Origin of the sequence: Cupriavidus laharis (assembly GCF_914271435.1) — a bacterium.
Lineage (GTDB): Bacteria > Pseudomonadota > Gammaproteobacteria > Burkholderiales > Burkholderiaceae > Cupriavidus > Cupriavidus laharis.
Genome location: NZ_CAJZAI010000004.1, coordinates 204,414 through 230,001, shown reverse-complemented (window position 1 = coordinate 230,001; position 25,588 = coordinate 204,414). Strand labels below are relative to the sequence as shown.

Sequence of the window (25,588 nt, the reverse complement as noted above, 5' to 3'; positions counted from 1 at the left end):
AACCGCACAGGAATTGGGGACGGCCTACATTGTAAGGCCAATGCATCCCCTTCTGCGCCCCGCCGGCCGCTCAGCGGCGCGACGGCTCGCCCTGCTGCGCCGCGCCCGGATCGAAATCCGGATAGAACTCCTGCTGCATGCGCGCCACGTAGGCCACCAGGTTGGCATGCCCTTCCGCGGCCGTGCGGATCGGCGTGTCGAACACCGGGCACAGCAGGCTGCCGGCGAACGCGAACAGCGTGGCATCGGCGCCGCATGGGCGCTCGCCCATCAGGTACGGCTGGTCGCCAAGGATGTCCGCAATCGACGTGACGCCCTTGTTGGCCAGCGCGACCAGTTCCTCTTCGCTATGCCGCCCCAGCCCTTGATTCCACAACGTACGGCGTACCTTGTGACGCACCAGGCGCTCGGCCAGACCGCGCATCGGCGCCGGCACGCCGCGGAAGAACTGGGCAGGGCCGCGCTCGAAGTTGGCTTCATCGAGCCACCGTACGCGCGCCACGGCCCAGTACAGGTTGTCTTCCATCAGCTTTTCCGCCGCCCACGCGATGCCGCGCGCTTCCGCGCTCAGGCCGTCGTCGAAGTCGATGTGGTAGGTCTTCTCGATATGCCAGCGGATCAGCGTGGAATCGGCCACGATCCGGCCCATGTCGTCCAGGTAGGGCAGCTTGCCCTTGGGCGCGCGCCGCAGGCTGCCGCGCTTCGTCTGGTAAGGCAGGCCGGCCAGCTTGAGCAGCATCTCGGCCTTGGTAACGAAGGGGCTGGCGTCGGGCAGGCCGAAGGCGGGGCCAAATGTGTAGAGCGTGAGCATGGCGGAAGTCGCGGAGAATCCGTCAGGGACGCCGGCTAGCGCCACTCGCCGCGCAGGGCGGTCACCATCTGCTGCAGGCTTTCCGGCGTGGCCCGCTCCGGCGGCACCGGCTCGCCTACGACCAGCTCCAGCCGGCTCAGAATGCCGCGACGGAACGGCCGCGTCATGGCCGCCCCGCCCTTGCGCGAAAAGAAGCTGCCCCAAAGGCCGCGCAGCGCCATCGGCACGACCGTCACCGGCGTGCGCTGGATGATCTGCTGCACACCCTGCTTGAAGGCGTTGATCTCGCCAGTCGCCGTGATCTTGCCTTCCGGGAAGATGCAGACCAGGTCGCCCTCCTGCAAGGCCACGGCTACGTCGTCGTAGGCCTTCGCGAGCAGCGCGGGATCTTCGTGCGCGGGCGCGATCGGAATCGCGCGCGCCTGGCGGAAGAACCACGACATCAGCGGCACCTTGAAGATGTGGTGGTCCATCACGAAGCGCACCGGGCGCGGGCTGGCCGCCATCAGCACCACCGCGTCGGCAAAGCTGACGTGGTTGCAGACCAGCACGGCCGGACCTTCGGCCGGAATGCGCTCGGCATTGACGCGCCGCAGCCTGTACACCGTATGCACCAGGATCCAGGCCACGAAGCGCAGCAGGAATTCGGGCACCAGCGAGTAGATGTAGATGGCCACCAGCGCATTGAGCAGGCCGACCACCAGGAACAGCTCCGGAATGCTGAAACCGGCCTGGGTCAGCGCCACGCCGAGCAGCGAGGCGCCAATCATGAAGAAGCTGTTGAGGATGTTGTTGGCGGCAATGATGCGCGCACGATGCGTCGGCGCGCTGCGGCTCTGGATCAGCGCGTACAGCGGCACGCTGTAGAAGCCGCCGAACATCGCCAGCAGCAGCAGGTCGGCCAGCACGCGCCAGTGGCGCGACTCGGCAAGGAAGCCGCCGATGCCGGTCAGCGTGCCGCTCGCCTGCCCGTGGCTGGCGAAGTACAGGTCCACCGCGAACACCGTCATGCCGATCGAGCCGAACGGCACCAGGCCGATCTCGACATGCCGGCCCGACAAGCGCTCGCACAGCAGCGAGCCGATGCCGATGCCCACCGAGAACACCGCCAGCAGCAGCGTCACCACGTTCTGGTCACCGCCCAGCACGTCCTTGGCGAAGCTGAAGAACGAGGTCAGGAAGGTCGCCCCCAGGAACCACAGCCACGAAATGCCCAGCAGGCTCAGGAAGACCGTGCGGTTCCCGCGCGCGAGCATCAGGTTGCGCCAGGTTTCCGTGAACGGGTTCCAGTTGATGCGCAGATCGGGCTGCGGCGCCGGCGACACCGGCACGCCGCCGGACACGACGCGCCCGGCCACGGCAAGGCCGATGCAAGCCACCCCGACGTACAGCGGCCCGATCAGCTTGCCGCCCTGCTCCAGCCCGGCCAGTTCGCCACCCAGCAGCGTGCCGATCAGGATGGCGACAAAGGTGCCCATCTCGACCAGCCCGTTGCCGCCGACCAGTTCGGATTCATCCAGATGCTGCGGCAGGTACGCGAACTTGACCGGGCCGAACAGCGTGGAATGCAGGCCCATCAGGAAGGTGCCCGTGTAGAGCAGCGTGGCGCTGTGCCAGGCGAAGCCGGCGCAGCCAAGCGCCATGATGGCGATTTCCAGCGACTTCACCAGCCGGATCAGGCGCGACTTTTCCATCTTGTCGGCGATCTGCCCGCTGGTCGCGGAAAACAGCACGAACGGCGCGATGAAAATCGCCGAGATCAGGAACGCGGCACTGCGGGCATCCACGCCCTCGAACAGCGCCGTGTGGTAGGTCACCAGCGAGGTGAAAGCGACCTTGAAGACATTGTCATTCATCGCCCCCAGGAACTGGGTCCAGAAAAACGGGGCAAAACGGCGCACGCCGAGCAGTCGGAACTGGCTGTGTTGGCTCATGTTGGCAGGCTTGGGGCCCGGATGGGTTGGCCCCGGGATTCTGCCGGGGCGGCGTTCCGGCCGCCATCATGCCATCACCGCATGGCCGGACTGCACCTGGCCGGGACACGCCCGGCCGGGCGTTGCTCAGTCTGCGCGCTCCTGCTCTTCGGGCCAGTCGCGGATATAGGCCTTGAGCATCTTGTTCTCAAAGCTCTGGTCTTCCACCACCGCCTTGGCCACGTCGTAGAACGAGATCACACCCATCAGCGTGCGGTTGTCGAGGATCGGCAAGTAACGGGTGTGACGTTCCAGCATCATGCGACGAACTTCATTGACGTCGGTCTCCATGGTGCAGGTAAGCGGGGCGTCGTCCATCACCTTGCGGATGCTGCTGGTGCCGACGCTGCCGCCGTTCTTGGCCAGCGTCTCGATGATCTCGCGGAAGGTCAGCATGCCGACCAGGTCGCCGTACTCCATGACCACCAGCGAGCCGATGTCGTGCTCGGCCATGGTGTTGACGGCTACCAGCAACGAGGTGTCAGGCGTCACGGTGTAGAGCGTATTGCCCTTGATCTGGAGGATGTCGCTGACTTTCATGTATGTCTCCGCTACCGGTGCCTGCGGCATGGCGCCCGGATGGGGCCAGATGCCTGATCTTGTCTGTTCATGGGATATGCGGGCAGGGGGCGCCCGTGCGCCGATGCTAGCCCAAATCGCCCGGATAAGTAAAGCACAGGCCGGTTTCCGGGCAGATGGCCCCATCGCCGCACGTGCGATGCTACGATGCAGCCCGGAGACAACTCTCGTCCGAAACACCATGTCCGGTACCCGCTTCGACACGCTGGCGCTGCACGCCGGCGCCGCGCCCGACCCCGCTACCGGGGCCAGGGCCACCCCCATCCACCTGACCACCTCGTTCGTGTTCAAGGACAGCGAGCATGCGGCCTCGCTGTTCAATATGGAGCGCGCGGGCCATGTGTACTCGCGCATTTCCAACCCCACCGTGGCGGTGCTGGAAGAACGTGTCGCCGCGCTGGAGAACGGCGCGGGCGCCATCGCCACCGCCTCAGGCCAGGCCGCACTGCACCTGGCCGTGGCCACGCTGATGGGCGCCGGCTCGCATATCGTCGCCTCCACGGCGCTGTATGGCGGCTCGCACAATCTGCTGCATTACACGCTGCGCCGCTTCGGCATCGAGACCACCTTCGTCCAGCCGCGCGACATCGACGCCTGGCGCGCAGCCATCCGCCCGAACACGCGCCTGCTGTTCGGCGAGTCGCTCGGCAACCCGGGCCTGGACGTGCTCGACATCCCCACCCTGGCGCAACTGGGCCAGGAGCACGGCATTCCGCTGCTGGTCGATTCCACCTTCACCACGCCGTACCTGCTGCGCCCGTTCGACCACGGCGCTGGCCTGCTCTACCATTCGGCCACCAAGTTCCTGGGCGGACACGGCACCACCATCGGCGGCGTGCTGGTGGAAGGCGGCACGTTCGATTTCGAGGCCTCCGGCCGCTTCCCGGAACTGTCTGAGCCGTATGAAGGCTTCCACAACATGGTCTTCACCGAGGAAAGCACGGTCGCCCCGTTCCTGCTGCGCGCACGCCGCGAAGGCTTGCGCGACTTCGGCGCCTGCATGAACCCGATGGCCGCGTGGCAACTGCTGCAGGGCGTGGAAACGCTGCCGCTGCGCATGGCGCGCCATGTCGAGAACACACGGCGCGTGGTGCAGTTCCTGGCGTCGAACCCGATGGTCGAATCCGTCGCCTACCCCGAACTGGAGTCACACCCCGACTACGAACTGGCCAAGCGCCTGCTGCCGCGTGGCTGCGGTGCCGTGTTCAGCTTCAACCTCAAGGGTAACCGCGCAGCGGGCCAGCGCTTCATCGAAAGCCTGTCGCTGTTCTCGCACCTGGCCAACGTCGGCGACGCGCGCTCGCTGGTGATCCACCCGGCCTCGACCACGCACTTCCGCATGGATGCGGCGGCGCTGCAATCGGCCGGCATCACGGAGGGCACCATCCGCCTGTCGATCGGCCTCGAAGACGCCGACGACCTGATCGACGACCTCAAGCGCGGGCTGAAGGCCGCCGAGAAGGCGATGAGCGGCAAGGGAGGACAAGCCTGATGGAACTGAAGATCGCAGGCCAGCCGGCCTACGCCTACACCGGCGGCAAGCCGTTCGACCCCGCCCTGCCCTGTGCCGTGTTCGTGCATGGCGCACAGAACGACCACAGCGTCTGGACGCTGCAGACGCGCTGGTTCGCCAACCATGGCTTCTCCGTGCTGGCGGTGGACCTGCCCGGCCACAACCGCAGCAAAGGCGCGCCGCTGGCCACCGTCGAAGACATGGCCGACTGGGTCATGTCGCTGGTGGCAGCCGCCGGCGTGACCGCGCCTGCGCTGGTCTTCGGCCACAGCATGGGCTCGCTGATCGCACTCGAATGCGCGGCGCGCCACCCGCAGGCCGTGCGCGGCATTGCCATGCTGGCAACCGCCTATCCGATGAAGGTGTCGGATGCGCTGCTCGATGCCGCGCTCAACCGCGAAGACCAGGCCATTGCCATGGTCAACGCGTGGTCGCACTCGAGCCTGGCCAACAAGCCATCGTCCCCGGGACCCGGCGCGTGGATGCAGGGCGGCAGCCAGCGGCTGATGGAGCGGGTTTCGCACAACAATCCGGAGGCCCACGTCTTCCACAACGACTTCACGGCCTGCAACCGCTACGCGCATGGCGAGGAAGCCGCGGTGGCACTGTCCTGCCCGGCGCTCTTCATCACCGGCAGCAAGGACATGATGACCTCGCCCAAGGCCGCGCAGGCACTGGCCGCGAAGATCGCCAATGCCAGCATGGTCTCGGTCCCCTGCGGCCACGCCATGATGGGCGAACGCCCCGACGAAGTCCTCGACGCCCTGGCCGGCTTTGCCCGAAAGTTGGTGGCGGCGCGCTGAGCGACCGCACCGGCGGACGGCCCGCGTGGCGCCGTCCGCACCTCCCCGCGCGCGGCGGACTACACTTGGTCTTATCAGAACAAAGATTCGGAGACAGCCATGGCCCGGGCACATGCGCGCGAATTCGAGAGCTTTGCGGATTTCTATCCGTACTACCTCAGTGAACATCGAGATCGCACCTGCCGGCGGCTGCATTTTGTCGGCTCGACGGTGGCGTTGATTTGCCTGCTGATGATGGTGGTCACCGGCAGTGCGTGGTGGCTGCCTGGCGCAGTGGTGTCCGGCTACGCCTTTGCCTGGGTGGGGCACTTCGTGTTCGAGAAGAATCGGCCGGCTACATTTCGGCATCCGGTTTATAGCTTGATGGGGGATTGGGTGATGTATGGGGATATTTTGAGGGGGCGGATTTCGTTTTGATTTTTTTAATGCGGGGTTGATGGTGTTGTTGGGGGCTTTCGTTCTTGGCGCCACCCCCCGCCAAGAACGAAAGCCGCCCAATCACCACCCAACCCCATCCACGAAAAAAAACGCTGGTCCCCCTTCAAGAACCAGCGTCCAAACTCTCCCTTCCTACCCTTCAGGCTGCCTGTTCCCGCAGCTGCTTCTTATTGATTTTCCCCACACTGGTCTTAGGTATCTCCGCCACGAATGCGATCCGTTCCGCCTCGGGCACCGCGTACTTACTGATGCGCTGCGTATCCACGTGGCTGAGCAGTTTCTCGCGGATAGATTCCGCACCAACGTCCGCACCGGGCTTGCGCACGACGAAGGCCATCGGCCGTTCGCCCCACTTGGCATCGGGCACGCCGATCACCGCGCATTCCTGGACACCGGGCACTTCGGTGATGAGGTTCTCGACCTCGATCGACGACACCCATTCGCCGCCGGTCTTGATCACGTCCTTGATGCGGTCGACGATCTGCACGAAGCCGTCCTGGCCCATGACCGCGACGTCCTGCGTATGCAGGTAGCCGCCCGCCCACAGTTCCTCGGAAGCCGCCGGCTTCTTGAAGTACGACTGGGTCAGGTAAGGCGCGCGCAGCACGATCTCGCCGCGGCTCGCACCGTCGCGGGGCAGGTCCTGCATGTCTTCGCTGACGATGCGGAAATCCACCATCACCACCGGGCGCCCCGTGGAGCAGCGCATGCGGACTTCGTCGGCGCGGTCCTTAGGCGTCACGCGCGGCGGCAATTGCGCCAGCGAAGCGATCGGGCCGGTTTCCGACATGCCGTATCCGGCAAAGATGTCGATGCCGCGCGCCAGCGCCGCTTCGCACAGCGCAGGCGGCAAGGCCGAGCCGCCGATGATGATCTTCCAGCCCGAGAGATCCTGCGTGCCGTCCTGCGAGGACTGCAGCAGCATCTGCAGGATGGTCGGCACGCAGTGCGAGAACGTGACCTTCTCCTGCTCACGCAGCTTCAGCAGCATATCTGGAGCGTAGCGGCCAGGCAGCACGGTGCGCAGGCCCAGCATGACGGCCACGTACGGCATGCCCCAGGCCAGCACGTGGAACATCGGCGTGATCGGCATGTACACGTCTTCGCGGTGCATGCGCTGCCCGTCGCGCGGCGAGCAGAGGCTGGTGGCCGTCGTCAGCGTATGCAGCACGATGTCGCGATGGCTGTAGCAAACGCCCTTGGGATCACCGGTAGTGCCGGTGGTGTAGAACGTAGCAGCCTTGGTGTTCTCGTCGAACTCCGGGAAATCGAAGTCCGGGGACGCGTCGGCCAGCAATGCCTCGTACTCGCCCGCCAGCGGCAGGTCGGTCTGCGGTGCAGCCTGGCCATCGGCCAGCAGCACGAAGCGCGGGTTGCACGTCAACTCGTCGCGAATCTGGTCCAGCACCGGCACGAAGTCGGGATGGACCAGAACGATGTCCGCGGCAGCATCGTTGAGCGTGTACAGGATCTGCTGCGGCGACAGGCGCACGTTCACGGTGAACAGCGTCGCGCCCATCATCGGCACGCCGAAGTAGCACTCCAGGTAGCGATGGCTGTCCCAGTCCATCACTGCCACGGTGGAGCCATGCGTTGCACCAAGCGTGGCCAGCGTCGAAGCGAGCTGGCCCACGCGGCGGCGGAAGTCGCGGTAGGTGTAGCGCATCTCGCCGCGGTAGCTGATCTCCTGGTCGCCGTAAAGGCTCAGCGAGTGGATCAGCAACTGCTTGACCAGCAGCGGATAGGAGTACGCCGACGGCGTGGATACGATCAGGTTGTGCTGCATGTAGTCTTCCTCCGGCCGGTGTTCAGTACGGCTTGCTGCCGATGATGCCGGCACGTTCCATCTTGCGGTGGCAAGGCGGGTAATCCATCACGGCATAGTGCTGCGTGGCGGTGTTGTCCCAGATTGCGACGCTGTTCGGTTCCCAGCGCCAGCGCACCTGGTATTCGGGGATATAGGCCTGGCTGATCAGGTAGCGCAGCAGGTCGGGCGCGCCCGGATTCGCGTCCTGGCCGAAACGCACGCGTTCCGGCGTATGGAAATTGGTGAAGTGGGTCGCGAACGCGTTCACGTACAGGATCTTCTCGCCGGTGTCCGGATGCGTGCGCACCACCGGGTGCTCGGCATCGGGAAACTGGGCCTTGAGCGCCAGGCGCTTTTCGATCGGCATGACCGCACCGAAGCTCGCCTCGATGCTGTGGCGCGCGCGCAGGTCGGCGATCTGCGTCTTGATGTGTTCGGGCAGGCGCTCATAAGCCAGCGCCATGTTCGCCCACATGGTGTCGCCGCCGACCGGCGGGCATTCCACGCAGCGCAGCACGGCACCGAACTGCGGCGCTTCGCGCCAGGTGGTGTCCGAGTGCCACGCGTTCTCGTAGCGGTCGTTGGGCTGGTCCGGCGTCTTGTAGATGCGGACCAGGCCCGGATGCTCCGGATCGCTGCCGGCAACGGGGTGGTCTTCCAGTTCGCCGAAGCGGCGTGCGAACGCGACATGCTCGGCACGGCTGATTTCCTGGTCACGCAGGAACAGCACGCGGTGCTTCAGCAGCAGTGACCGGATTTCCGCGAACAGGCCGTCGTCACGGACAGCGTCGCCGAGATTCACGCCAACCAGTTCCGCGCCCAGTGCGCAGGTGAGTTGCTTGACTTGCATGGCTAGCTCCCTCAGATCACAAAGATCGACGAACCGGTGGTCTTGCGCGACTCCAGGTCCCGATGGGCCTGCACCGCGTCTTCGAGTGCATAGCGCTGGTTGATCTCGATCTTGATCCGGCCCGCGCCGACATGGCCGAAGATTTCACCGGCCAGTTCGGCCTTCTCGGCCGGATCGGCGATATAGTCGGCCAGGGCCGGACGCGTCAGGAACAGCGAGCCCTTCATTGCCAGCAGCACGGGATCGAACGGCGGGATCGGGCCCGACGCGGTACCCACGCACACCATGGTGCCGCGGCGCTTGAGCGAATCCAGCGACGCCATGAAAGTGTTCTTGCCGACGCTGTCGAAGACCACCGACACGCCAACGCCGTCGGTCAGTTCGCGCACGCGCTTGGCCACGTCCTCATGACTGTAGTTGACGATGTGGTCGCAGCCATGGGCGCGCGCCACTTCGGCCTTGGCCTCGCTCGATACCGTGCCGATCACCGTCAGGCCCAGCAGCTTCGCCCATTGCGACACGATCAGGCCGACGCCGCCCGCTGCCGCGTGCAGCAGGATGGTGTCGCCCTCCTTGAAATTGTAGATGCGACGCATCAGGTACGCCGAGGTCAGCCCGCGCATGGTCATGGCGGCGGCAGTCTCGAAGCCGATGGTCTCGGGCAGTCGGATCAGCGGCGCAGCCGGCACGAGACGCTCGGTGCTGTACGCGCCCAGCGTGTTGACGAAACCGGTATAGGTCACACGGTCGCCCACCGCCACATTGGTGACACCGGGGCCGACCGCCTGCACCACGCCAGCCGCTTCCACGCCCATGCCGGCCGGCAGCGGCACCGGGTAGGTGCCATTGCGGAAGTACGTGTCGGCGTAGTTCAGGCCCACCGCCACGTGGCGGATACGCACCTGTCCCGGACCCGGTTCACCCACTTCCATGTCTTCATAGCGAAGGACCTCCGGTCCGCCGGTTTCGTACATGCGCACGACTTTTGCCATCTGCTCGTCTCCTTGATCTGCGTCGGCGCAAGGGGCGCCGCTCATGCCCTGAAATGTAGGACTTGCCGGCGCACACCGCTTTGCTTTGGCCTCCGCCGACTTTGCATTTCATGCCATGGCCGCCTATTATCCCGCTGCAAAGACAACACAAGACAACGCGGATGCCGTCGAACGGGCGGCGCACCGCACACAGAACAAGATTGGGAGACAAGCCTTGGACACGCTGGTGCGCGCGGCCGCAGTGACCAATTTCTTTGAGGTTGCCCAGGGACTCGGCCTCAACCCGCAACCGCTGCTGCGCGAGGCCCGGCTGAGCCGGGCGCTGCTCGGCGACCCTGACCAGCGTGTTTCGGTCAATGCCTGCGCCAGGCTGCTGGAACATGCGGCGCAGGCCGCGCACTGCGAGACCTTCGGCCTGCGCATGGCCGAATCGCGCCAGTTGTCCGACTTCGGCGTGATGAGCCTGCTGATCAGCCAGCAGCCCACGCTGCGCGATGCGCTGGCCACAATCATCCGCTACCGGCACCTGGTCAATGAGTCGCTGGCCATCCTGCTCGAAGACGCAGGCAAGATTGTCGTCATCCGGCAGGAGGTGGTGCTCGATACGCCGTCGCGGCAGGCCAGCGAGCTGGCTGTCGGCGTGGTGTTCCGGCTGTGCCGGGCGCTGCTTGGCCCGCACTGGCATCCGCTCAATGTCAATTTCACGCATTCGGCCCCGGCCGACCTGCAGGTGCACCGGCGCCTGTTCGGCTGCCCGCTGGAGTTCGACAGCGAGTTCAACGGGATCACCTGCCTCGCGGCCGACCTCGACGCGACCATCCCGACGGCGGACCCGGGCATGGCGCGCTATGCCCAGCGCTTCGTCGACACGCTGCCGCGCGTGAACGCACCGTCGATCGGGCGCGACGTGCGCAGCGCCGTGTACCTGATGCTGCCGATGGGCCGCGCCACCTGCGAAGGCGTGGCGCAGGGGCTTGGCCTGAGCCTGCGCACCATGCAGCGCCAGCTCGATGAAGCCGGCGAAACCTTCACGGACATCCTGAACGAAGTGCGCCGCGAACTCGCACAGCGCTATGTGGAGAATCCGCAATACTCGCTGCTGCGCGTGGCCGAATTGCTCGGCTATGGCTCGGCAAGTTCTTTCACGCGCTGGTTCTCCACCCAGTTCGGCGAGGCACCGGTGGTCTGGCGGCGCCGGCACGGCGGACGCGCGCCGCAACCCGCACAAGGCGAGCCGTAACGCGCGGGAGGGCGCTCATCCCCCTACGCTCTTGCGCTGCCCGGCAAAGCGCGGCGGCGCGGCGCCCGCGTCGCCGCGCCTGGCGTGCTCCCGTCCTGCGCGTTCAATGGCTGCCCTTCGGCGTCACGGAAATCGCGAACGCCTCCGTGTACACCGCCTGAACCTGGTCGCCCTTGCGGATGCCTTTCAGTTGCTGGGGATCCTCGACATGCAGGTCCACCGTCCTGCCCTTGGGCCCCTTCAGGGTCACCTTGCCGGTCTTGGCATTCACCGCGACGACGTCGGCCGTAACGGTCACCTCGCGCCCGACCATGCCGCCGGGCTTGGCACCCGGCGCCGCCCTGTCCTCGACCTGGCGCTCGGTACTGGAACGCATGCCGGTCTGCTTGGTCAGGTTGACCGACAGTGCCTCCTTGTATTCGGCGGTCACCACGTCGCCCACCCGGAGCTGGTCGAAGTTGCGCACCTCGTCGCCGACCTGCACGTCGGTGACCTTGCCCTGCTTGTTCTTCAGCGAGACGGTCCGCGTGGCAGCATCGATCGCCGTGATCGTCGCCGTGGACCTGACCGTGCCGGTCACCATGGCAGCTCCCACGCCGGAAGCCGCTTCCACGCGGGTCTCCGGCTGGGCCATGGCCAGGTGGGATGCCGCGGCCAGGGCGGCTGCTACCAGTATCTTGCTGGGGTTCATGCTTGGCTCCTTGCGCCAGTTTTGGAAGATCGGGCGGAGGTTCCGCCCGCGGGCTACAACATGCGTGCTGCCTCGTCCAGCAGCGTGGCCTGCGACAGCATGTCGGCCCGCGCATACCGCACGATCGAAAACCACCGCACGAGCGGCGGATCGCCGGGCACGTGCGCGCAAAGCAGTTCGAGGTCGACGCCGGGCACGGTGCTGTCCGCAGGCAGCATCACGTTCACCTGGCTCAGCCGGATCCGGCGCCTTTCGACATGCAGGCGGTTGGCGGCATCGCCCAGTACTTCGCCCAGGCACTCGAGCTGACGCTCGAGCGTGTCGCCGCCATGGCCCAGCGCGGCCAGCTCGCTGTCGTTGTGCGCGATCTCGTCCCTGACTGCCTGGACCGCCGCCGGGTCGGCCGTCTCGCCCCCCACCATCGAGCGCAGGCCCATGCCCTGCCGCTCATACAGCTTGAGCTGCGCCCGGAGCAAGGCAAGCTCGCGCTCCAGCGTGTCGCGCCGGCCCTTGCCCGCCGCAAACTGCGCCACGGCCTCGATGGCCAGCTGGTCCAGCATGCGCAACACGATCTCGGCGCGCAGCTCGGCGTCCGATTCGGCGCAGATCCGCAGCTGGTAGTCGCTGAACGACACCAGTGTCTGGGGCACGTCCGAGCGCATGACGCCGCCTTCCAGCCCCACCCCGAGCGTGCGGCGTTCGTTCATGGCCATGCCGAGCACGGCATAGGCGTGTTCGGCCAGCGGCGTACGATCGAAGAATTCGCGCAGGTCGGGCGAACGGCTGAAGGCCCGAGCGACATCGGCAGGCGTGCCAAAGTACGCGTGGATATGGGGATCGCTGGCCCAGGCCGCTTCGCTTGCCTCGCGCGGTGCCGGCAAGGCCGACACGGTGGCGCGGATCGCTTCCAGCGCCGTGGCAAGCCTGGGGGCCAGCCGCTTCTCATAATGCGAGACCAGCCGCAGGCGCGGGTTCAGCGCCGTCACGCGCGCGGTCAGCGCGACGAGTTCCTGGTCGTCGCGGCGCCGCGGCTTACGGCCTTGCCGCTGGATCCAACGCAGAAAGCCCATGGCGGCGCTTGCCGGTGAGGCCCTGGCGTCACCTATAACGCTCGGCCATCACCATTGCGCTGATCTTGTGTCCCTTCCAGAACATGCCATTGATGCGCGGCTGCAGCTTGCGCAGCGCTTCCGGTTCGAGCTCATTGAAGATCAGCGTCACGCCCGGGTGGGTGCCGTCGCCTTGCACATGCTCGATTTCGTCGTAGGCCGGCAAGCCGTACTTGATCAGGAAATCCCGAACTTCCTCGTCGGTGGTACCGGCATCGATGTTCCCCAGAAACAACACGGCCATGATGAGTTCCCCCGTTCACGGCCACACATGCGGCCGCATCCCTTGTATGTTCTAGATCATCTTTGGTGAAGTACAAAGCAGTCGGCGTGCACAAACCGACTCAGTTCTTGCTCAGTCCTTGCTCAGTTCTTGAATTCGTGCCGCTTCCAGTCGCCGTCGGGCGTCTGGCAGAACCATCCCGCCCAGCGTTCCTTGCGGCCGGACTGCGTCAGGTCCGAGCGCACGCGGCGGCACTTGCTGCCCTGTTCAGTCCGGCTGCGCTCGAGCGTCAGGGTGCCATTGATGGCCGGGCGCCGGTCAATGGTGGGGAACTGCACAGGCACGGTGCCACCGTCGGGTGTGTTGGCGAGGGCGTCCTTGTACAGCCGGACGTACTGCGGAACCTCATCTTTCTGCAGGGTCCCGATGATGGTGCCGTTCAGGAAGTAGTCGAAGTACGCATGCACCGGCGACGCCGCGATGGCCAGCACCAGCATGGCAGCCCCCCGCTCATGGCGGGAACAGATCAGACGCATGGAAGCCCTCCTCTCGAATCCCGCATGGCGCCAGCGATGCCGCACGTGCTGCTTTGACCTGCAGAGCCCGGCATCGGTACTATTAGTCTAGTCCGCTGGGCAAGCCGGCGGCATCCCGTCCTCCGGAGAGTCCATGCGCAAACCCCTTCCGTTGTTGCTGACCGGCCTGATGGCACTGGGCCTTGCCACCACCTGCCTGGCGCAGACTGCTCCCGGACAGGGCGCGGCAAACGCCATTTCCGAGGCCGTGCAGGGCGGCACCAACCCGTATCGCCCGCCATCCGGCGGCAACACCGACCCCGAGGAAGCCAGGCGCGCCAAGTGCGAGGCACTGAAGGAAGAGTTCAACGCGACGTCGAAGCAGCGGACCTACCAGTCACCGGGTACCGCGACGCAGAACGCGCAAGGGCGGCCGATTCCGAAGATCGAACGGGACAAGAGCCGCAAGGCGTTGCAGGAGACGTACCGCGCCAATTGCACGTGAGGATGCCGGGCGTGCTGCGCAGGACTATCAGCGCCCATCGGTTCGTGGAGGAAGGTATCGCCCTTCTCAAAACTCCCTCCCGTGCCGCTTGAAAAGATGGCGACTTTACGCCGCCAGAAAACTGGCGGCGGTCGCCCCCAAAAAGGAAATCGACCTATACGGCTGAAGGGCACCGGCTCGGTTGTGACGAGACGCTCATCCCGCAATAGGCAAGGCTGCAACGGAGTACGAGTGGCGCAGCGTGCGCCGCAGTACCGGATCTTCCAGCTCGATCTCGAAACGCTCGGCCGGACGGATACCCCCAATGGCCGGCAATGTCCCGCAAAGCATGGCCGACCCTTCGTCAAACGTCCCGCCGTGGCTGGCGAACCGCTCCAGCAGGTCCAGGGGAGAACGCATGGCCGTGACAGGGCCTTCCTGGTAGAGAGTCCGCTCGCCGTCGATGGTGGCGTAGGAACGCAGCATAAGCTTGTCCCAGTGGCCCTCGACTTCGGCCAGCGGCCATAACGTCGGCGAACAGGGTTTCTCGCACATCTGCTTGGAAACGGTAATGCCATAGGTCTCGGCTTCGCGGTCCGTATGATCCGACGCGATGCCGACGAAGATGTCGTCGGCATCGTGGACAAGAAGGAACTCGGCCTCGCCGCTGCTCGCGCTGCCGCTAACCTGAATCTCGGGCGCGGAGCCCAGGCGTTGCGCTGCCACGCGATAGAAGACCGGGGTATAGGGCGGTCGCTTCACGCCCAGTTCTTCCAGTTCGCGGATATGGGCTTCCATGGCTTCCACATCCCGTCCGGTCCAGCCGGCGACGATGAGCTGGCGGATCGTCATGGCGTGCTGTCGTTTGCCGTGGCTGCTTTCAATATCGAAGGTAAGGGTGTTCATGTTCGGTTCCTCTTTGGGGTGTGGTGGCGCTGACCCGGATCGTCGCGTCCATGATCAGGCCGGGTCGTAGTAGTGGATTTCCAGCAGCGTGCAGCCATTGATCGACTTGAACGGGCCATGGAAGGCGCAGATAGACGTCGGTCCGTTTCGAGAACAGGTAATCCGCCATCAGGCCGACCGAATGGTAGGTCGGATGCTTCTTGCCGGACGTGGCATCGAACGTCGCACGGGTATAGGTGTACATCGCACCCACCCAGTACGAGGCCGCGAACTGGTACTTCGCGTTGACCTCGACATTCTGGAAGCGCAGTGACGACAGGGTTCCCGTCGGCGGAATGATGGGTCCCACGTAGCCCGAGCTTCGGGGATCCTCGACATCCGTGCTGGAGTATGCGAGCCCGAACGTCGCCTTGCCCGCGGCATAGGTCGCACCCGCCCCATAGATCGCCAGCTTGCTGCCGGGCAGGTTCTGGTCCCCGCCATTGTTGATCGCGCCATAGGATGTCGCGGACGGATGGTCGGCGCGAAGGTAGGCGGCAGACACTACCAGGCCGCCGTTGCTGTATTGCCCGCCGACGCTGTACAAGCGGTTGTTCGAAAACCCGACATCATCGCTGAAGCCGTACACACCGCCGAATTTCACGCCGCCGAGCGTGGGGCTGGTGTACTTGACGGCATTGTTCGTACGGAATGTATTGATGAAATTGTCGTTATCGTACGGGTGGGCAAACATGTACCCGCCCCAATTGCCACCGGCCGTGTGCTGCGCCAGGAAGTCCACCACGGAATCGTACTGGCGGCCCGCCGTCACGGTGCCCAGGGTTTCGCTGGACATCCCCACGTATGCCTGCCGCCCGAACAGCAGCCCGCCCTGGTAGGCCCGGCCGGTGTCCACGTCGAATCCGTTCTCGAGCTGGAAGATCGCCCTGGCGCCACCGCCAAGATCTTCGGCTCCCTTGAAGCCCCAGCGGCTACCGTGCGGAAAGCCGCTCGCCATCTCGACGTTGCTGTGCCCGCCCACGTTGCTGGTGTAGTTGATCCCTTCGTCCAGAATCCCGTACAAGGTAAGCGAAGTCTGCGCGAATGCCGATGCCGACATCGCACTCAATGCCAATACAACCGAAGACTTGATCTTCAGATCTGTTTTTCGGGACATTTTCTCGTCCTGATTGATTCGCTGAAAATGAGGCCGATGCCAGCACCGCATCGGCCAGAGACTTACGATTCCTGTACACGCTCAGGCACAGGGGATTGGCCTGCAGACGGCGGCTCCGTTGACCGCTTGCCGCGTGTCGCAAGCCAGCAAAGCACCGACCCGGCGCAGACCATGGACGCGCCCTTCCAGAACGCGAGCGACAGCGGCGTATGCAACAGCAGACCGGCCAGCACGGCAGACAGGACTGGAATGAAGTAGGACGCGCCGGCGAGGATGGTGACGTTCCCATGCAGGATGCCCACATTCCAGGCCGCATAGCCAAAGCCCATCGCTGATGCAGCCAGTGCGAGGTAGACGATGGCCTCGTAGCCGAACGTCATCGCCGCGTTGTCCGTGGAGAAGTACTTGATCCACAACGCCAGTGCGGTAAGCAGGAAAAACAGCGTGACACCGTTCTTGCCACCCGCAATCCTGCTGGTGACCGTGCAGTAGGCCGCCCAGATCAACGCGCCCGAGAAGGCCAGTCCGTAGCTGAGCGGGTTGTCCCTGACGTTCGCTGCCATGCCGGCAATATCCAGCCCTTGGTCGCCTCCCAGTACCTGACAGATCCCCAGGATGGCAACGAGGAAGCCGGGCACAATCAGCAGGTTCGACTTCTGCCTGTTGAAGACGATGGCGGACAGCATGGTAAAGGTCGGCCACAGGTAATTGACCATCCCCACTTCGATCGCCTGCCTGCCGCTGTTGGCGTAGCCGATGGACAGTGACAGGCACAACTCGTAGGAAACGAACAGGAGGCTGCCCCAGAGCAGATAGCGCCGGGGAAACGCGTTCAGCCTGACGAAGCCCACCGTCAGCCAGAGCAGGACGAACGCGGCCGAGTACATCATCGCCGCCCCGCCGGTCGCGCCAAGACTTTCACTGACACCACGGATCAGGCCGACGATGGAACTCCACAACACGATCGCAATCAGTCCGATCAACGTGGCTTTGCGCTTGCTTTGCATAACACCTGCTTTCTTTTTTGCCTGGCGACGGGCGGATCCGGCGCGCCACGCCGCCGCGGCAAGGCGCGCCGTGCCGGTTAGCGAACGTCGGCGCAATGAGGTACGTCGATCCAGATGGTCTTGATTTCGGTGTACTGGTCGTGTGCCCAGACCGACTTGTCGCGGCCGCCGAAGCCCGACTCCTTGTAGCCACCGAATGGCGTTGTGATGTCGCCTTCGCCGAAGCAATTCACCGTGACCACCCCGGCTCGGATCTCGCGGGAGAGCCGGATGGCGTTGTTCAGCTTGCTCGTATAGACCGATGCTGCCAGGCCGTAGACGGAATCATTGGCCAGCGAGATGGCTTCCTCGATGCTGCGGAATGTCGTCACCGAAAGGATCGGGCCGAAGATTTCTTCCCTGAACAGCCGGCTTTCCTGGCCGACGCCGTCCACCACCGTCGGCTCGACAAAAATGCCGGCTTCCGTGCCGCCGCCGAATGCCACGCGAAGGCTCTCGGCGCTGGCCTGCTCGAGGTAGGACCGGACCTTGCGGAAATGCGATTCGCTGACGAGCGACCCCAGCCGGTATTCCGGGTCGAGCGGGTCGCCCATCTTCCACTCACGCATGTGGACGCCAATCCGCGCCATCAGTTCGTCCTTCACATCGGCATGGACGATCAGGCGCGACGACGCAGAGCAGTTCTCGCCCATGTTCCAGAAAGCGCCATTCACGACGTGCTGCGCAACGGCATCGACGTCTTCGATATCGTTCATCACGACCGCCGGATTCTTTCCGCCGCACTCGAGCACCACCCGCTTCAGGTTGGATTCGGCCGCGTACTTGAGGAACAGGCGGCCGGTGTCCGTCGAGCCGGTGAAGCTCACCATGGCAACATCCTTGTGCCTGCCCAGCGGTTCGCCGACCTCCCTGCCACCGCCAGGCAGGACATTGAAGACCCCTGCGGGTACGCCGGCCTCGTGCGCCAGTTCGGCCACGCGCAAGGCGGTCAGCGTGGTTTCCTTGGCGGGCTTCACCACGACCGTGCAACCGGCCGCCAGTGACGGGCCGATCTTCCAGGCAAGCATCAGCAGCGGGAAGTTCCATGGCAGAACCAGCCCGACCACGCCGATCGGCTCGCGCACCACCAGCGACAAGGCCCCCGAGCCGACCGGTGCCGTGTTGTCGTAGATCTTGTCGATCAGTTCGGCATGCCAGCGGATGGTATGGATCATCTCGGGCACGTCAGTGGTCTGGCATTCGCGGACTGGCTTGCCGCTGTCGAGGCTTTCCATCACCGCGAGTTCATGCGAATGCTGTTCGAGCAGGTCGGCAAACTTCAACAGCACGGTCTTGCGCTCGGACGGTGAGCGGCGGTGCCAGCGCCCGTCCTCGAAAGCCGCCTTGGCCCTGGCCACGGCCAGATCCACGTCGCGTGCATCGCATGCGCTGATCTCGGCCAGGACCTTGCCGGTCGCGGGATTGGTCGTCTGGAATGTCTCGCCTGACACCGAAGGCACAAAGGCACCGCCGATGAAGGCCTGGGTCGGCAATGCGATCTTCTCGGCGATCGCGGCGTACGCCGATGCGGTCAGAAGCCGGGTCATCACGCCTTCTCCCCTGCGATCGTCGCGACGTCCTGCTTCAGCTTGGCGACCACGGCCTGCAGCCGCGCCTTCTCGTCGTCATCGAGGCCCTGCAGCGGCGCCCGTACGCCACCGGCGCGCAGGCCGGCCAGCTCGCAACCGGCCTTGATCGACTGCACGAACTTCCCGCCTTCGAGGAAATCCATCAGCGGCATCATGGCCGCCATGATGCGGCGACCCTTGTCGAAATCCTTCTCGATGGCGCAGGCTTCGTACAGGGCGATATGTTCGCGCGGAATGAAATTCGAGCCCGCGCATACCCAGCTGCGAGCCCCCCAGGCGAAAAATTCCAGTGCCTGGTCGTCCCAGCCGCACGAGATGTCGATATTCGGGAACTCGGTGGCCAGCATGTGCAGTTGCGCCATCTGGCCCGAGCTCTCCTTGATGGCGACGAAGTTGGACGAGGCGGCCGAGACCGTGCGGAAGAACTCGCGGCCCATCGACACGCTCATCCGGCCCGGATAGTTGTAGAGCATGATCGGCAGGTCGGCGGCCTTGTCGACCGTCAGCGCGTGAATGGCGTTCTCGGCTTCGGTCGGCAGCGCATAGGGCGGCGAGCCGACGAGAATGGCGTCTGCCTTGATGGCCTTGGCGCCCTTGGCGTATTCCACCGAGTCTTCCGTGCGCACGGCACCGGTGCCGACGATCAGCGGCACGCGGGTGCCGATCACCTCCTTGGCATACGCTGCCAGGGCCAGGCGCTCTGCCGTGGTGTGCGCATAGTATTCGCCGGTGGACCCGCCGATGATGATGCCGTGCACGCCGGCATCGATCAGCGACTCCAGGACTTGCGCAAAGGCGGCATTGTCGATGTCCTCGTTCGTTGTCAGGGGCGTGATGGCGGGCGTGTAGATGCCTTCGAATTTCATGGTGACTCCGTCAATACAGGAAGGATGTTCTTGGGGAGAGGCGCGGCGGTGCTTTGGCGCGCCTCAGGGTAGCGTTCGGCCAGTCAGCGCAGCGAGGCTGCTTCCTGCAGGCTCAGCGCGCGCGTTTCCGGGGCAAGGGCCAGGGAGACCAGCAGACCGACCAGGGTCACGCCGGCGGCGGCGAACATCGTGTTGCCGACGCCAATGCTCTGCAGCGAAATCGGCACCAGCCAGGTTCCGATCGCCGCGCCGACGCGGGACAGCGATGCCCCCAGGCCGACAGCCGCCGAGCGGATTTCCGCGGGGAACAACTCATTCGGGTACACCAGTTGCAGAACCTGCGCGCCGCCGATGAATACCGCGTAGGCACCGAACAGAACCAGCACCAGGACCTGCGAGCCGTCCGAATGGATGCCCAGCCCCAGCAGTGCAAGACCGGACCACAGGAAGCTGTGGATCAGCATGCTGCGGCGGCCGATGACGTTGATCAGCCGCGTCGCGAGGATGCAGCCCACGACGAACAGCATGGTGATGATTACGGAACCGAACGACGCCCAGTCGCCCTTCAGGTTCAGTGCCTGCAGCACCGCCGGTGCGAACGCATACACGGCGAACACGGGGATGACCGAACAGCTCCAGAACACCGACACAAACAGCATGCGCTTGCCATAGCCCGAGTGCAGCAGGCTCAACAGCGACACCTTCTTCTCGGCCGGCTGTTCCGGCAGGTTCTTCAGCGAGAACGAGGGGCCATAGACCTTCTTGATGACGCGCTCGGCCTCTGCGGTACGACCCTTGCTCAACAACCAGCGCGGCGACTCAGGCGTCCCGATGCGCACCAGCAGCAGCACCGCGCCGATGATGGCCGGGCTGGCCAGCACCAGGCGCCATGCGTCGGCCCGCCCGCTGTCCAGAATGGCGTTGCCGACCATATAGGCCATCGCGGCACCGGCGAACCACAGGATCGTCAGCATCGCCAGCCGCGGACCCCGGTACTTCTTGGGCATGAACTCGACAAGCAGCGAGCCCGCCACGGGATACTCAAACCCCACGCCCACTCCGATCAGGAACCGGAAGAAGAACAGCGCCGCACCCGAGTCGGCCCAGTATTGCGCCAGCGAGCAAATGACGAAGATCGCCGGACCGAAGAAGTACAGCTTCTGGCGACCCAGGGAGCCCGTCAGGAGTCCGCCGAGGAAGCCGCCAAAGAAAATGCCGATCAGCGCCGAGGCGGCCACCATGCCTTGCCAGAAGCTGCTCAGGTCCAGTGCGGACGATAGCTGCACCATGGCCACTCCGATGATGCTCAGCACATAGCCGTCCAGCACCCAGCCGCCGCCGGACCGGATGCTGAGCAACTGATGGAACCCGTTCAGGGGCACGTCCTCGATAGACACTTGGTTGTTCACGTTTTGTCTCCTGCAGTTGCCCGGATATCGCGATCTGTGGTTCGGAATCCGGGTCTCGTGGATAAGAATCTGTCCGAGCGGCATGGCACGCCAATCGGAATTGCGATGCCGCGCTTGATCAGGCGATGGGTTCGGGGTTCAGACCTCCCTGCCGGCACGTCGCTGGCCCAGCCAGAGATTGGCGTTCACGCCGATCGAGAGCAGCGGCTCCGGCGGGTTCCTGTTCGGGCCGGGCGACGACAGCAGAAAATCGATGAGTGCATTGCGTTCGCCGGCAAGGTGGTCTGCGAGCAACGTGCCGGTGACAGTGCCCCGGGTCACGCCGAGGCCATTGCAGCAGAGCGCGCCATAGACGTTCGGAGCGAGCTGGCCGAAGTGGCCCATGTGATTCCGGGAAAGCGCCAGCGAGCCGCCCCACGTGTATTCGAACTCGACGCCGGGAAGCATCGACATCCGACCACGAATGACATGGAAGCGGAGCTCGGCAAGGCGGCGAGCCAGCACGACGACATCATTGACGCGATCGAGCGCCATGATGCAAACGCGGCGGGAGAAGTCGTGCGCGCTCACATGGATCTGTCTCGCCGCCGGCTGACCGAATATGTGGTGCCTGTCGGGATCGATGTGCCGCTAACGTATTGACATCGAACTACGTCTCACGTCTGCCCGTGGCCTTCCCGGACAGAGCCAGAAGTTTCAGGGGAGTCTCCAACTTCAAGACCTGCTTCCTCTACTCCTTCCGCACCCGTCACGGTGAACCAATAAAGAAAAAGCCCCGCGGCTTTCCCGGCGGGGCTTCATGCGCACCTTGGGCGGATGCTTCAGATCGGCTCGATCTTGGTAGCGGCCGGACCCTTCTGGCCGACACCAGCCACATAGCGCACTTTCCGGCCTTCCTGCCATGCCACGCACCATACCGAAGCCAAAGCCCGGCATGCCGCCCGCCGGGCTGGGGAAAGCGCAGTCGCGCGCATCCGTTCCCAATCATCCCCACGTCGGCCCGCAACACTGGCATCCACGTTGTCGCATGGCATTCGCTAAGACTCAAAAGGAGCATCCATGGCAAAAGAAGAACTGGTGGAATTCGGCGGAAGGGTTTCGGAAGTCCTCCCGGATAACCGTTTTCGCGTCACGCTGGAAAATGGCTTCGAGGTCTGGGCCTATTCGTCCGGGCGGCTCAAGAAGAATCGCATACGAGTTCTCGCAGGAGATCGCGTCACGCTCGAGATGTCTCCATATGACCTGACAAAGGGCCGCATCAACTATCGTCACAAGAACTGAGCGAATGCTATTCCCGCATTCCTGATACATGAACTGGCAAGGGGCGCTGACGATCCAGACAGCCCGCCTTTCGTGTCGCGCAAATTGAAAGGCGGCTTCTCAATGCCATTGCCGCCGTTCGATATGGCGAAGCGGTCAGAAGAAATGGCGGATGCCCGCGCGAAGCAGAAGCTGGTTCCGGTTTGAAGACACGTTGGCGGCCCCGGGCACATACGCCACATCCAGGACGGTGCCGGTCGTATCGCCTGCAACATGCTGATAGACACCCTGCAGGTAAATGTCGGTTCTCTTCGAGAAGGCGTAATCCGCCATCAGCCCGAAGGAATGATAAGTCGGATGCTGCTTGCCGGAGGTAACGTTCAGACTGGCACGCGTCAATGTGTACATCGCGCCAAGCCAATACGAAGGGCCGAACTGGTATTTGGCGTTCACCTCGAAGTTCTGGAACCTCAGCGATGAGGCCGTCCCAACCGGCGGTACGATCGGACCGACATAGCCGGAACTCTGCGGGTCGGACACGTTCGTATTCGAGTAGACCAGGCCGAACGCCGCCGGACCCACGGTATAGGTTGCCCCTGCGCCAAAGATCTTCAGCTTGCTGCCGAGGAAATTCTGGTCTCCGCCGTTGTTGATGGCGCCGTAAGCCGTCGCGGATGGATTGTCGGCTTGCAGGTAGGCAGCCGTCAGCAGCAAACCACCATTGGTGTATTGTGTGCCGAAGCTGAACTGCCGGTTCTTCGCGAAATTCACATCGTCGCTGAAGCTGTAGGTTCCCCCGAACTTCAGACCGCCCAACGTGGGACTGGTGTACTTGACGGTGTTGTTTACCCGGAACGAATACACCATGTTGTCGTTGTCGTAGGGGTGGCCGAACATGTACCCGCCCCAACTTCCTGCCACTGATGTCTGCGAAAGGAAGTCGACAGTCGAATCGTACTGGCGGCCGGCGGTGATGGCCCCGAACTTGTTGCTGCTCACCCCTACGTACGCCTGGCGACCAAACAGCAATCCGCCTTGGGTGGAGCGACCGTTGTCAACGACGAAGCCGCTTTCGAGCTGGAAAAGTGCTTTCAGGCCGCCGCCCAGGTCTTCGGTGCCCTTCAAGCCCCACCTGCTGCCATGCGGAAAGCCACTTTCAAGCGCAACTTGGCTGTGCCCGCCAACGTTGTTCGTGTAGTTAAGACCTTCGTCCAGGACACCGTACACGGCCACGGAACTCTGTGCCATGGCCGAAACGGCAGTGGTACCTGCCACGCAAGCCGCAAACAATTGTTTCTTCATGTGTGATTCCCAGATAAAGGATAGTATTCAATGCCGAGTCTGCGGAAAGCATTAATAAATTTTGGGCATGGAACACCGCGGCCCCGGCTATACCCGGCAACGGATCCACTGAAATCAAGCGCCCCGTCTTTGGCGGCTAGCGCGGTCGGCCGGCCGAGCCCGCCTCGAACTCGGCATGACGATCGAAAGAGGACAAAGCTTGTTGCTGCACGATCGTCGCCTACATAGGCGAATTCGAGCCCAGCGCGGCCGAGCGGTCCGGATCGCCACCACTGCCGGCCGTCGGAACGGCCTGTCGTCGTCGCGCTCTGGCTGTGACCACCACGCCAACAACGCTCCACATCAGCCAGAGCAATTGGCTGACAGCAGCCGCAAGATTGAAATGAAAAACAAGTGAATACAGCAAGCAGCAGGGACCGAACAGATTGAGGTAGAAATAAAACTTGCCATCGCGTTGCAGACGACCAAGCTGCAGCCCTGCATAGGCGACCTGATAGCAAATGACACCCACGATTCCTATGAAGTCAGCCGTGCTCATGATTTTCCAAGCGTTGCCTATGCAGGGTTACAAATTAAGATTAAAAACAATGCTTAACGCAGTAGCTGGTCTTCAAACGGATAGCTGGTCAGAACCTCGTGTCCGTTCTCCGTGACAAGTACCTGCTCTTCGATCTTCACGCCCGGCCCTCCATCGACGCGACCAACGAAACTCTCCACGCACAGAACCATTCCCGGCTCGATAACGCCGTCGTATCCCCACGCATTCCAAGATTCCGGAAAGTAGATGTTGGGCGCCTCATCGCAAAGCCCCACGCCGTGATACAGGCAGGAGTAGTGCCGGAACGCTTCGCGCGGGTAACACATGGCGCGGTGGGTCAGGTCGTGATTGGTCAGGCCCGGTCGCAACAACCCGATATTGTGCTGAACCTGTTCGTAGGCGAGTTGGTATATTTCGCGCTGTTCCCGAGTCGGAGATTTGTCCCCACAGAGCCAGGTTCGGGACGTGTCGACACAGAATCCGAAGCTGCCGATCAGGTCCGTATCAAAGGCGACCAGATCCCCATTCTCGATCACGCGGCTGCTGCATTCCTGATACCACGGGTTGCATCGCGGTCCGGAGGCAAGCAGGCGCGTCTCGATCCACTCGCCTCCGCGCGCAATATTCTCGGCGTGCAAGTAGCTCCACAGACGTTGCTCCGTGATGCCTGGCTTCAGATGCCCGTGCATCACCTTCATGCCGGCTTCGCAGGCATGGATCGCACAACGCACGGCTCGGATTTCATCCGCGCACTTGATGCGCCTGGCCGCCTCCATCAGCCCTTCCCCATTCTGGACACTGACGCCAAGCCGTTCCAGCGCGGCAACGCCTTCCGGGTCGCAGTGGTCCATGGCCAGCCGGAGGTTGTCGCCTCCGTGTTTCCGGACAAGGGCCGCAATCTCGTCGGCCCAGCGCGCTGCCTGCTCTGACGCACGGTCGCCCGCACAGAAGTGGAACCATGGGATGCACGGCCGGATCTCGTCGACCGACGCTGTGTGATGGTTCAGGAAATCGCAATGGTCGAATTCCCACAGGACCACGGGACCTTCCGTGGGAATGAAGACATAGCGGCATGCATTGTGAAGAGTCCAGACCTGCATGTTGGTGCTGTCGATGGCATACCGCAAGTTCACGGGGTCGTACAGGACGATGCCCGCGTAGTCCCGGCGCTTCAATTCATCGCGTATCCGCGCCATGCGATAGCGTCTCATCCCCGCAAAATCTGGCAGTACCAGCCCGGCGTCTGTCCATTCGCGGACAACCTCGTCGCCGGGGCCAAGCGCATGCATATTCAGCTCGCCCGGAGCCGTTGCGGCTTGCACAGCCAGTCGGACGGAGGGGCCAATCTTTCGACTTGGCGCGCCCGTTTTCGCGAAGATATCGAGATTCTGTGCACTGCTATTCATCGGCATTGGTCCAGAAACAGTGATTCAATAAGGTTCGGCATGCAAACGGCGGCACAAGAATGTGCCGTACCGTCGTCAGCGG

At 63.9% G+C, this 25,588-nt stretch carries 25 protein-coding genes and 2 pseudogenes; 6 read left to right on the top strand and 21 right to left on the bottom strand.

The annotated features are described in order from the left end of the window. Positions 1-70: 70 nt before the first annotated feature. The 3 genes from LDO29_RS11005 to LDO29_RS10995 form a co-directional block, all read right to left on the bottom strand. A complete protein-coding gene (locus tag LDO29_RS11005) occupies positions 71-811 on the bottom strand; it encodes a glutathione S-transferase C-terminal domain-containing protein (RefSeq protein ID WP_224079817.1) in 741 nt (246 codons plus the stop codon). 35 nt (positions 812-846) lie between these two features. Continuing rightward, complete coding sequence (locus LDO29_RS11000; protein ID WP_224079816.1) at positions 847-2,745, bottom strand: MFS transporter; 1,899 nt, start codon at positions 2,743-2,745, stop codon at positions 847-849. A gap of 126 nt (positions 2,746-2,871) precedes the next feature. Next, positions 2,872-3,324, bottom strand: a complete 453-nt coding sequence (locus tag LDO29_RS10995) for a CBS domain-containing protein (protein ID WP_224079815.1) — start codon at positions 3,322-3,324, stop codon at positions 2,872-2,874. A 220-nt stretch (positions 3,325-3,544) separates the two neighbouring features. Here LDO29_RS10995 and LDO29_RS10990 point away from each other — a divergent pair, with 220 nt between their 5' ends. From LDO29_RS10990 to LDO29_RS10980, 3 genes are all read left to right on the top strand, one after another. Next, on the top strand, positions 3,545-4,855 hold the full coding sequence (locus tag LDO29_RS10990) for an O-acetylhomoserine aminocarboxypropyltransferase (protein WP_224079814.1): 1,311 nt from the start codon (positions 3,545-3,547) through the stop codon (positions 4,853-4,855). Beyond that, positions 4,855-5,679: an alpha/beta fold hydrolase gene (locus tag LDO29_RS10985; RefSeq protein WP_224079813.1), complete on the top strand. Its 825-nt coding sequence runs from the start codon at positions 4,855-4,857 to the stop codon at positions 5,677-5,679. The genes LDO29_RS10990 and LDO29_RS10985 overlap by 1 nt, the downstream gene beginning before the upstream one ends. A 99-nt stretch (positions 5,680-5,778) precedes the next feature. Next, positions 5,779-6,096, top strand: a complete 318-nt coding sequence (locus LDO29_RS10980) for an Mpo1-like protein (RefSeq protein ID WP_224079812.1) — start codon at positions 5,779-5,781, stop codon at positions 6,094-6,096. A 160-nt stretch (positions 6,097-6,256) separates the two neighbouring features. Here LDO29_RS10980 and LDO29_RS10975 read toward each other — a convergent pair whose 3' ends face one another. The 3 genes from LDO29_RS10975 to LDO29_RS10965 are packed head-to-tail and all read right to left on the bottom strand — an operon-like array spanning position 6,257 to position 9,766. Beyond that, positions 6,257-7,903: a fatty acid--CoA ligase gene (locus tag LDO29_RS10975; protein ID WP_224079811.1), complete on the bottom strand. Its 1,647-nt coding sequence runs from the start codon at positions 7,901-7,903 to the stop codon at positions 6,257-6,259. A gap of 22 nt (positions 7,904-7,925) precedes the next feature. After that, positions 7,926-8,774 (bottom strand): TauD/TfdA dioxygenase family protein, encoded by an 849-nt coding sequence (locus LDO29_RS10970; protein ID WP_224079810.1) that lies wholly within the window; start codon positions 8,772-8,774, stop codon positions 7,926-7,928. Positions 8,775-8,785: 11 nt separating this feature from the next. After that, the gene (locus LDO29_RS10965) at positions 8,786-9,766 is read right to left on the bottom strand and encodes a quinone oxidoreductase family protein (RefSeq protein WP_224079809.1); all 981 of its coding nucleotides are present in this window, start codon (positions 9,764-9,766) and stop codon (positions 8,786-8,788) included. A 214-nt stretch (positions 9,767-9,980) separates the two neighbouring features. Between LDO29_RS10965 and LDO29_RS10960 the strand changes: the two genes are divergently transcribed. Then, positions 9,981-11,006 (top strand): AraC family transcriptional regulator, encoded by a 1,026-nt coding sequence (locus LDO29_RS10960; protein ID WP_224079808.1) that lies wholly within the window; start codon positions 9,981-9,983, stop codon positions 11,004-11,006. 103 nt (positions 11,007-11,109) lie between these two features. Here LDO29_RS10960 and LDO29_RS10955 read toward each other — a convergent pair whose 3' ends face one another. The 4 genes from LDO29_RS10955 to LDO29_RS10940 all read right to left on the bottom strand — a co-directional run bounded on the left by LDO29_RS10955 (position 11,110) and on the right by LDO29_RS10940 (position 13,565). Further along, positions 11,110-11,697, bottom strand: a complete 588-nt coding sequence (locus LDO29_RS10955; RefSeq protein WP_224079807.1) for a hypothetical protein — start codon at positions 11,695-11,697, stop codon at positions 11,110-11,112. A 53-nt stretch (positions 11,698-11,750) separates the two neighbouring features. Then, positions 11,751-12,767 (bottom strand): hypothetical protein, encoded by a 1,017-nt coding sequence (locus tag LDO29_RS10950; RefSeq protein WP_224079806.1) that lies wholly within the window; start codon positions 12,765-12,767, stop codon positions 11,751-11,753. Positions 12,768-12,795: 28 nt separating this feature from the next. Continuing rightward, the gene (locus LDO29_RS10945) at positions 12,796-13,050 is read right to left on the bottom strand and encodes an RNA-binding protein (protein ID WP_224079805.1); all 255 of its coding nucleotides are present in this window, start codon (positions 13,048-13,050) and stop codon (positions 12,796-12,798) included. 122 nt (positions 13,051-13,172) lie between these two features. Continuing rightward, complete coding sequence (locus LDO29_RS10940) at positions 13,173-13,565, bottom strand: hypothetical protein (protein ID WP_224079804.1); 393 nt, start codon at positions 13,563-13,565, stop codon at positions 13,173-13,175. A 133-nt stretch (positions 13,566-13,698) separates the two neighbouring features. Here LDO29_RS10940 and LDO29_RS10935 point away from each other — a divergent pair, with 133 nt between their 5' ends. Continuing rightward, entirely contained in the window at positions 13,699-14,049 is a 351-nt protein-coding gene (locus LDO29_RS10935) for a hypothetical protein (protein WP_224079803.1), read from the top strand. A gap of 195 nt (positions 14,050-14,244) precedes the next feature. Here the strand turns inward: LDO29_RS10935 and LDO29_RS10930 are convergent, their stop codons facing one another. The 8 genes and pseudogenes from LDO29_RS10930 to LDO29_RS28340 all read right to left on the bottom strand — a co-directional run. After that, entirely contained in the window at positions 14,245-14,934 is a 690-nt protein-coding gene (locus LDO29_RS10930; protein WP_224079802.1) for a DUF2848 domain-containing protein, read from the bottom strand. After that, a complete protein-coding gene (locus LDO29_RS10925; RefSeq protein WP_224079801.1) occupies positions 14,909-16,090 on the bottom strand; it encodes a porin in 1,182 nt (393 codons plus the stop codon). The genes LDO29_RS10930 and LDO29_RS10925 overlap by 26 nt, the downstream gene beginning before the upstream one ends. Before the next feature lie 62 nt (positions 16,091-16,152). After that, positions 16,153-17,097 carry an aromatic amino acid DMT transporter YddG gene (yddG, locus tag LDO29_RS10920; RefSeq protein WP_224079800.1) on the bottom strand — a complete coding sequence of 315 codons (945 nt, stop codon included), beginning with the start codon at positions 17,095-17,097 and terminating at the stop codon, positions 16,153-16,155. A gap of 77 nt (positions 17,098-17,174) precedes the next feature. Next, on the bottom strand, positions 17,175-18,683 hold the full coding sequence (locus LDO29_RS10915) for an aldehyde dehydrogenase (RefSeq protein ID WP_224079799.1): 1,509 nt from the start codon (positions 18,681-18,683) through the stop codon (positions 17,175-17,177). Next, entirely contained in the window at positions 18,683-19,591 is a 909-nt protein-coding gene (locus LDO29_RS10910; protein ID WP_224079798.1) for a dihydrodipicolinate synthase family protein, read from the bottom strand. Before LDO29_RS10910 ends, LDO29_RS10915 begins: the two co-directional genes overlap by 1 nt. Before the next feature lie 83 nt (positions 19,592-19,674). Continuing rightward, entirely contained in the window at positions 19,675-21,000 is a 1,326-nt protein-coding gene (locus LDO29_RS10905) for an MFS transporter (RefSeq protein WP_224079797.1), read from the bottom strand. Positions 21,001-21,138: 138 nt separating this feature from the next. Next, positions 21,139-21,456 (bottom strand): annotated as a pseudogene (locus tag LDO29_RS10900) (FAD-dependent oxidoreductase); the annotation flags it as partial. Between the two features lie 365 nt (positions 21,457-21,821). Next, positions 21,822-21,899: pseudogene (locus LDO29_RS28340) on the bottom strand (cold-shock protein); the annotation flags it as partial. Between the two features lie 160 nt (positions 21,900-22,059). On the opposite strand from LDO29_RS28340, the gene infA reads away from it, so the two are divergent. After that, a complete protein-coding gene (infA, locus tag LDO29_RS10890) occupies positions 22,060-22,281 on the top strand; it encodes a translation initiation factor IF-1 (protein ID WP_224079796.1) in 222 nt (73 codons plus the stop codon). A 135-nt stretch (positions 22,282-22,416) separates the two neighbouring features. Here infA and LDO29_RS10885 read toward each other — a convergent pair whose 3' ends face one another. From LDO29_RS10885 to LDO29_RS10875, 3 genes are all read right to left on the bottom strand, one after another. Then, a complete protein-coding gene (locus LDO29_RS10885) occupies positions 22,417-23,562 on the bottom strand; it encodes a porin (protein ID WP_224079795.1) in 1,146 nt (381 codons plus the stop codon). 220 nt (positions 23,563-23,782) lie between these two features. Continuing rightward, positions 23,783-24,100 carry a CBU_0592 family membrane protein gene (locus LDO29_RS10880; RefSeq protein WP_224079794.1) on the bottom strand — a complete coding sequence of 106 codons (318 nt, stop codon included), beginning with the start codon at positions 24,098-24,100 and terminating at the stop codon, positions 23,783-23,785. Between the two features lie 53 nt (positions 24,101-24,153). Beyond that, on the bottom strand, positions 24,154-25,506 hold the full coding sequence (locus tag LDO29_RS10875; protein ID WP_224079793.1) for a M24 family metallopeptidase: 1,353 nt from the start codon (positions 25,504-25,506) through the stop codon (positions 24,154-24,156). Between the last annotated feature and the right edge of the window lie 82 nt (positions 25,507-25,588).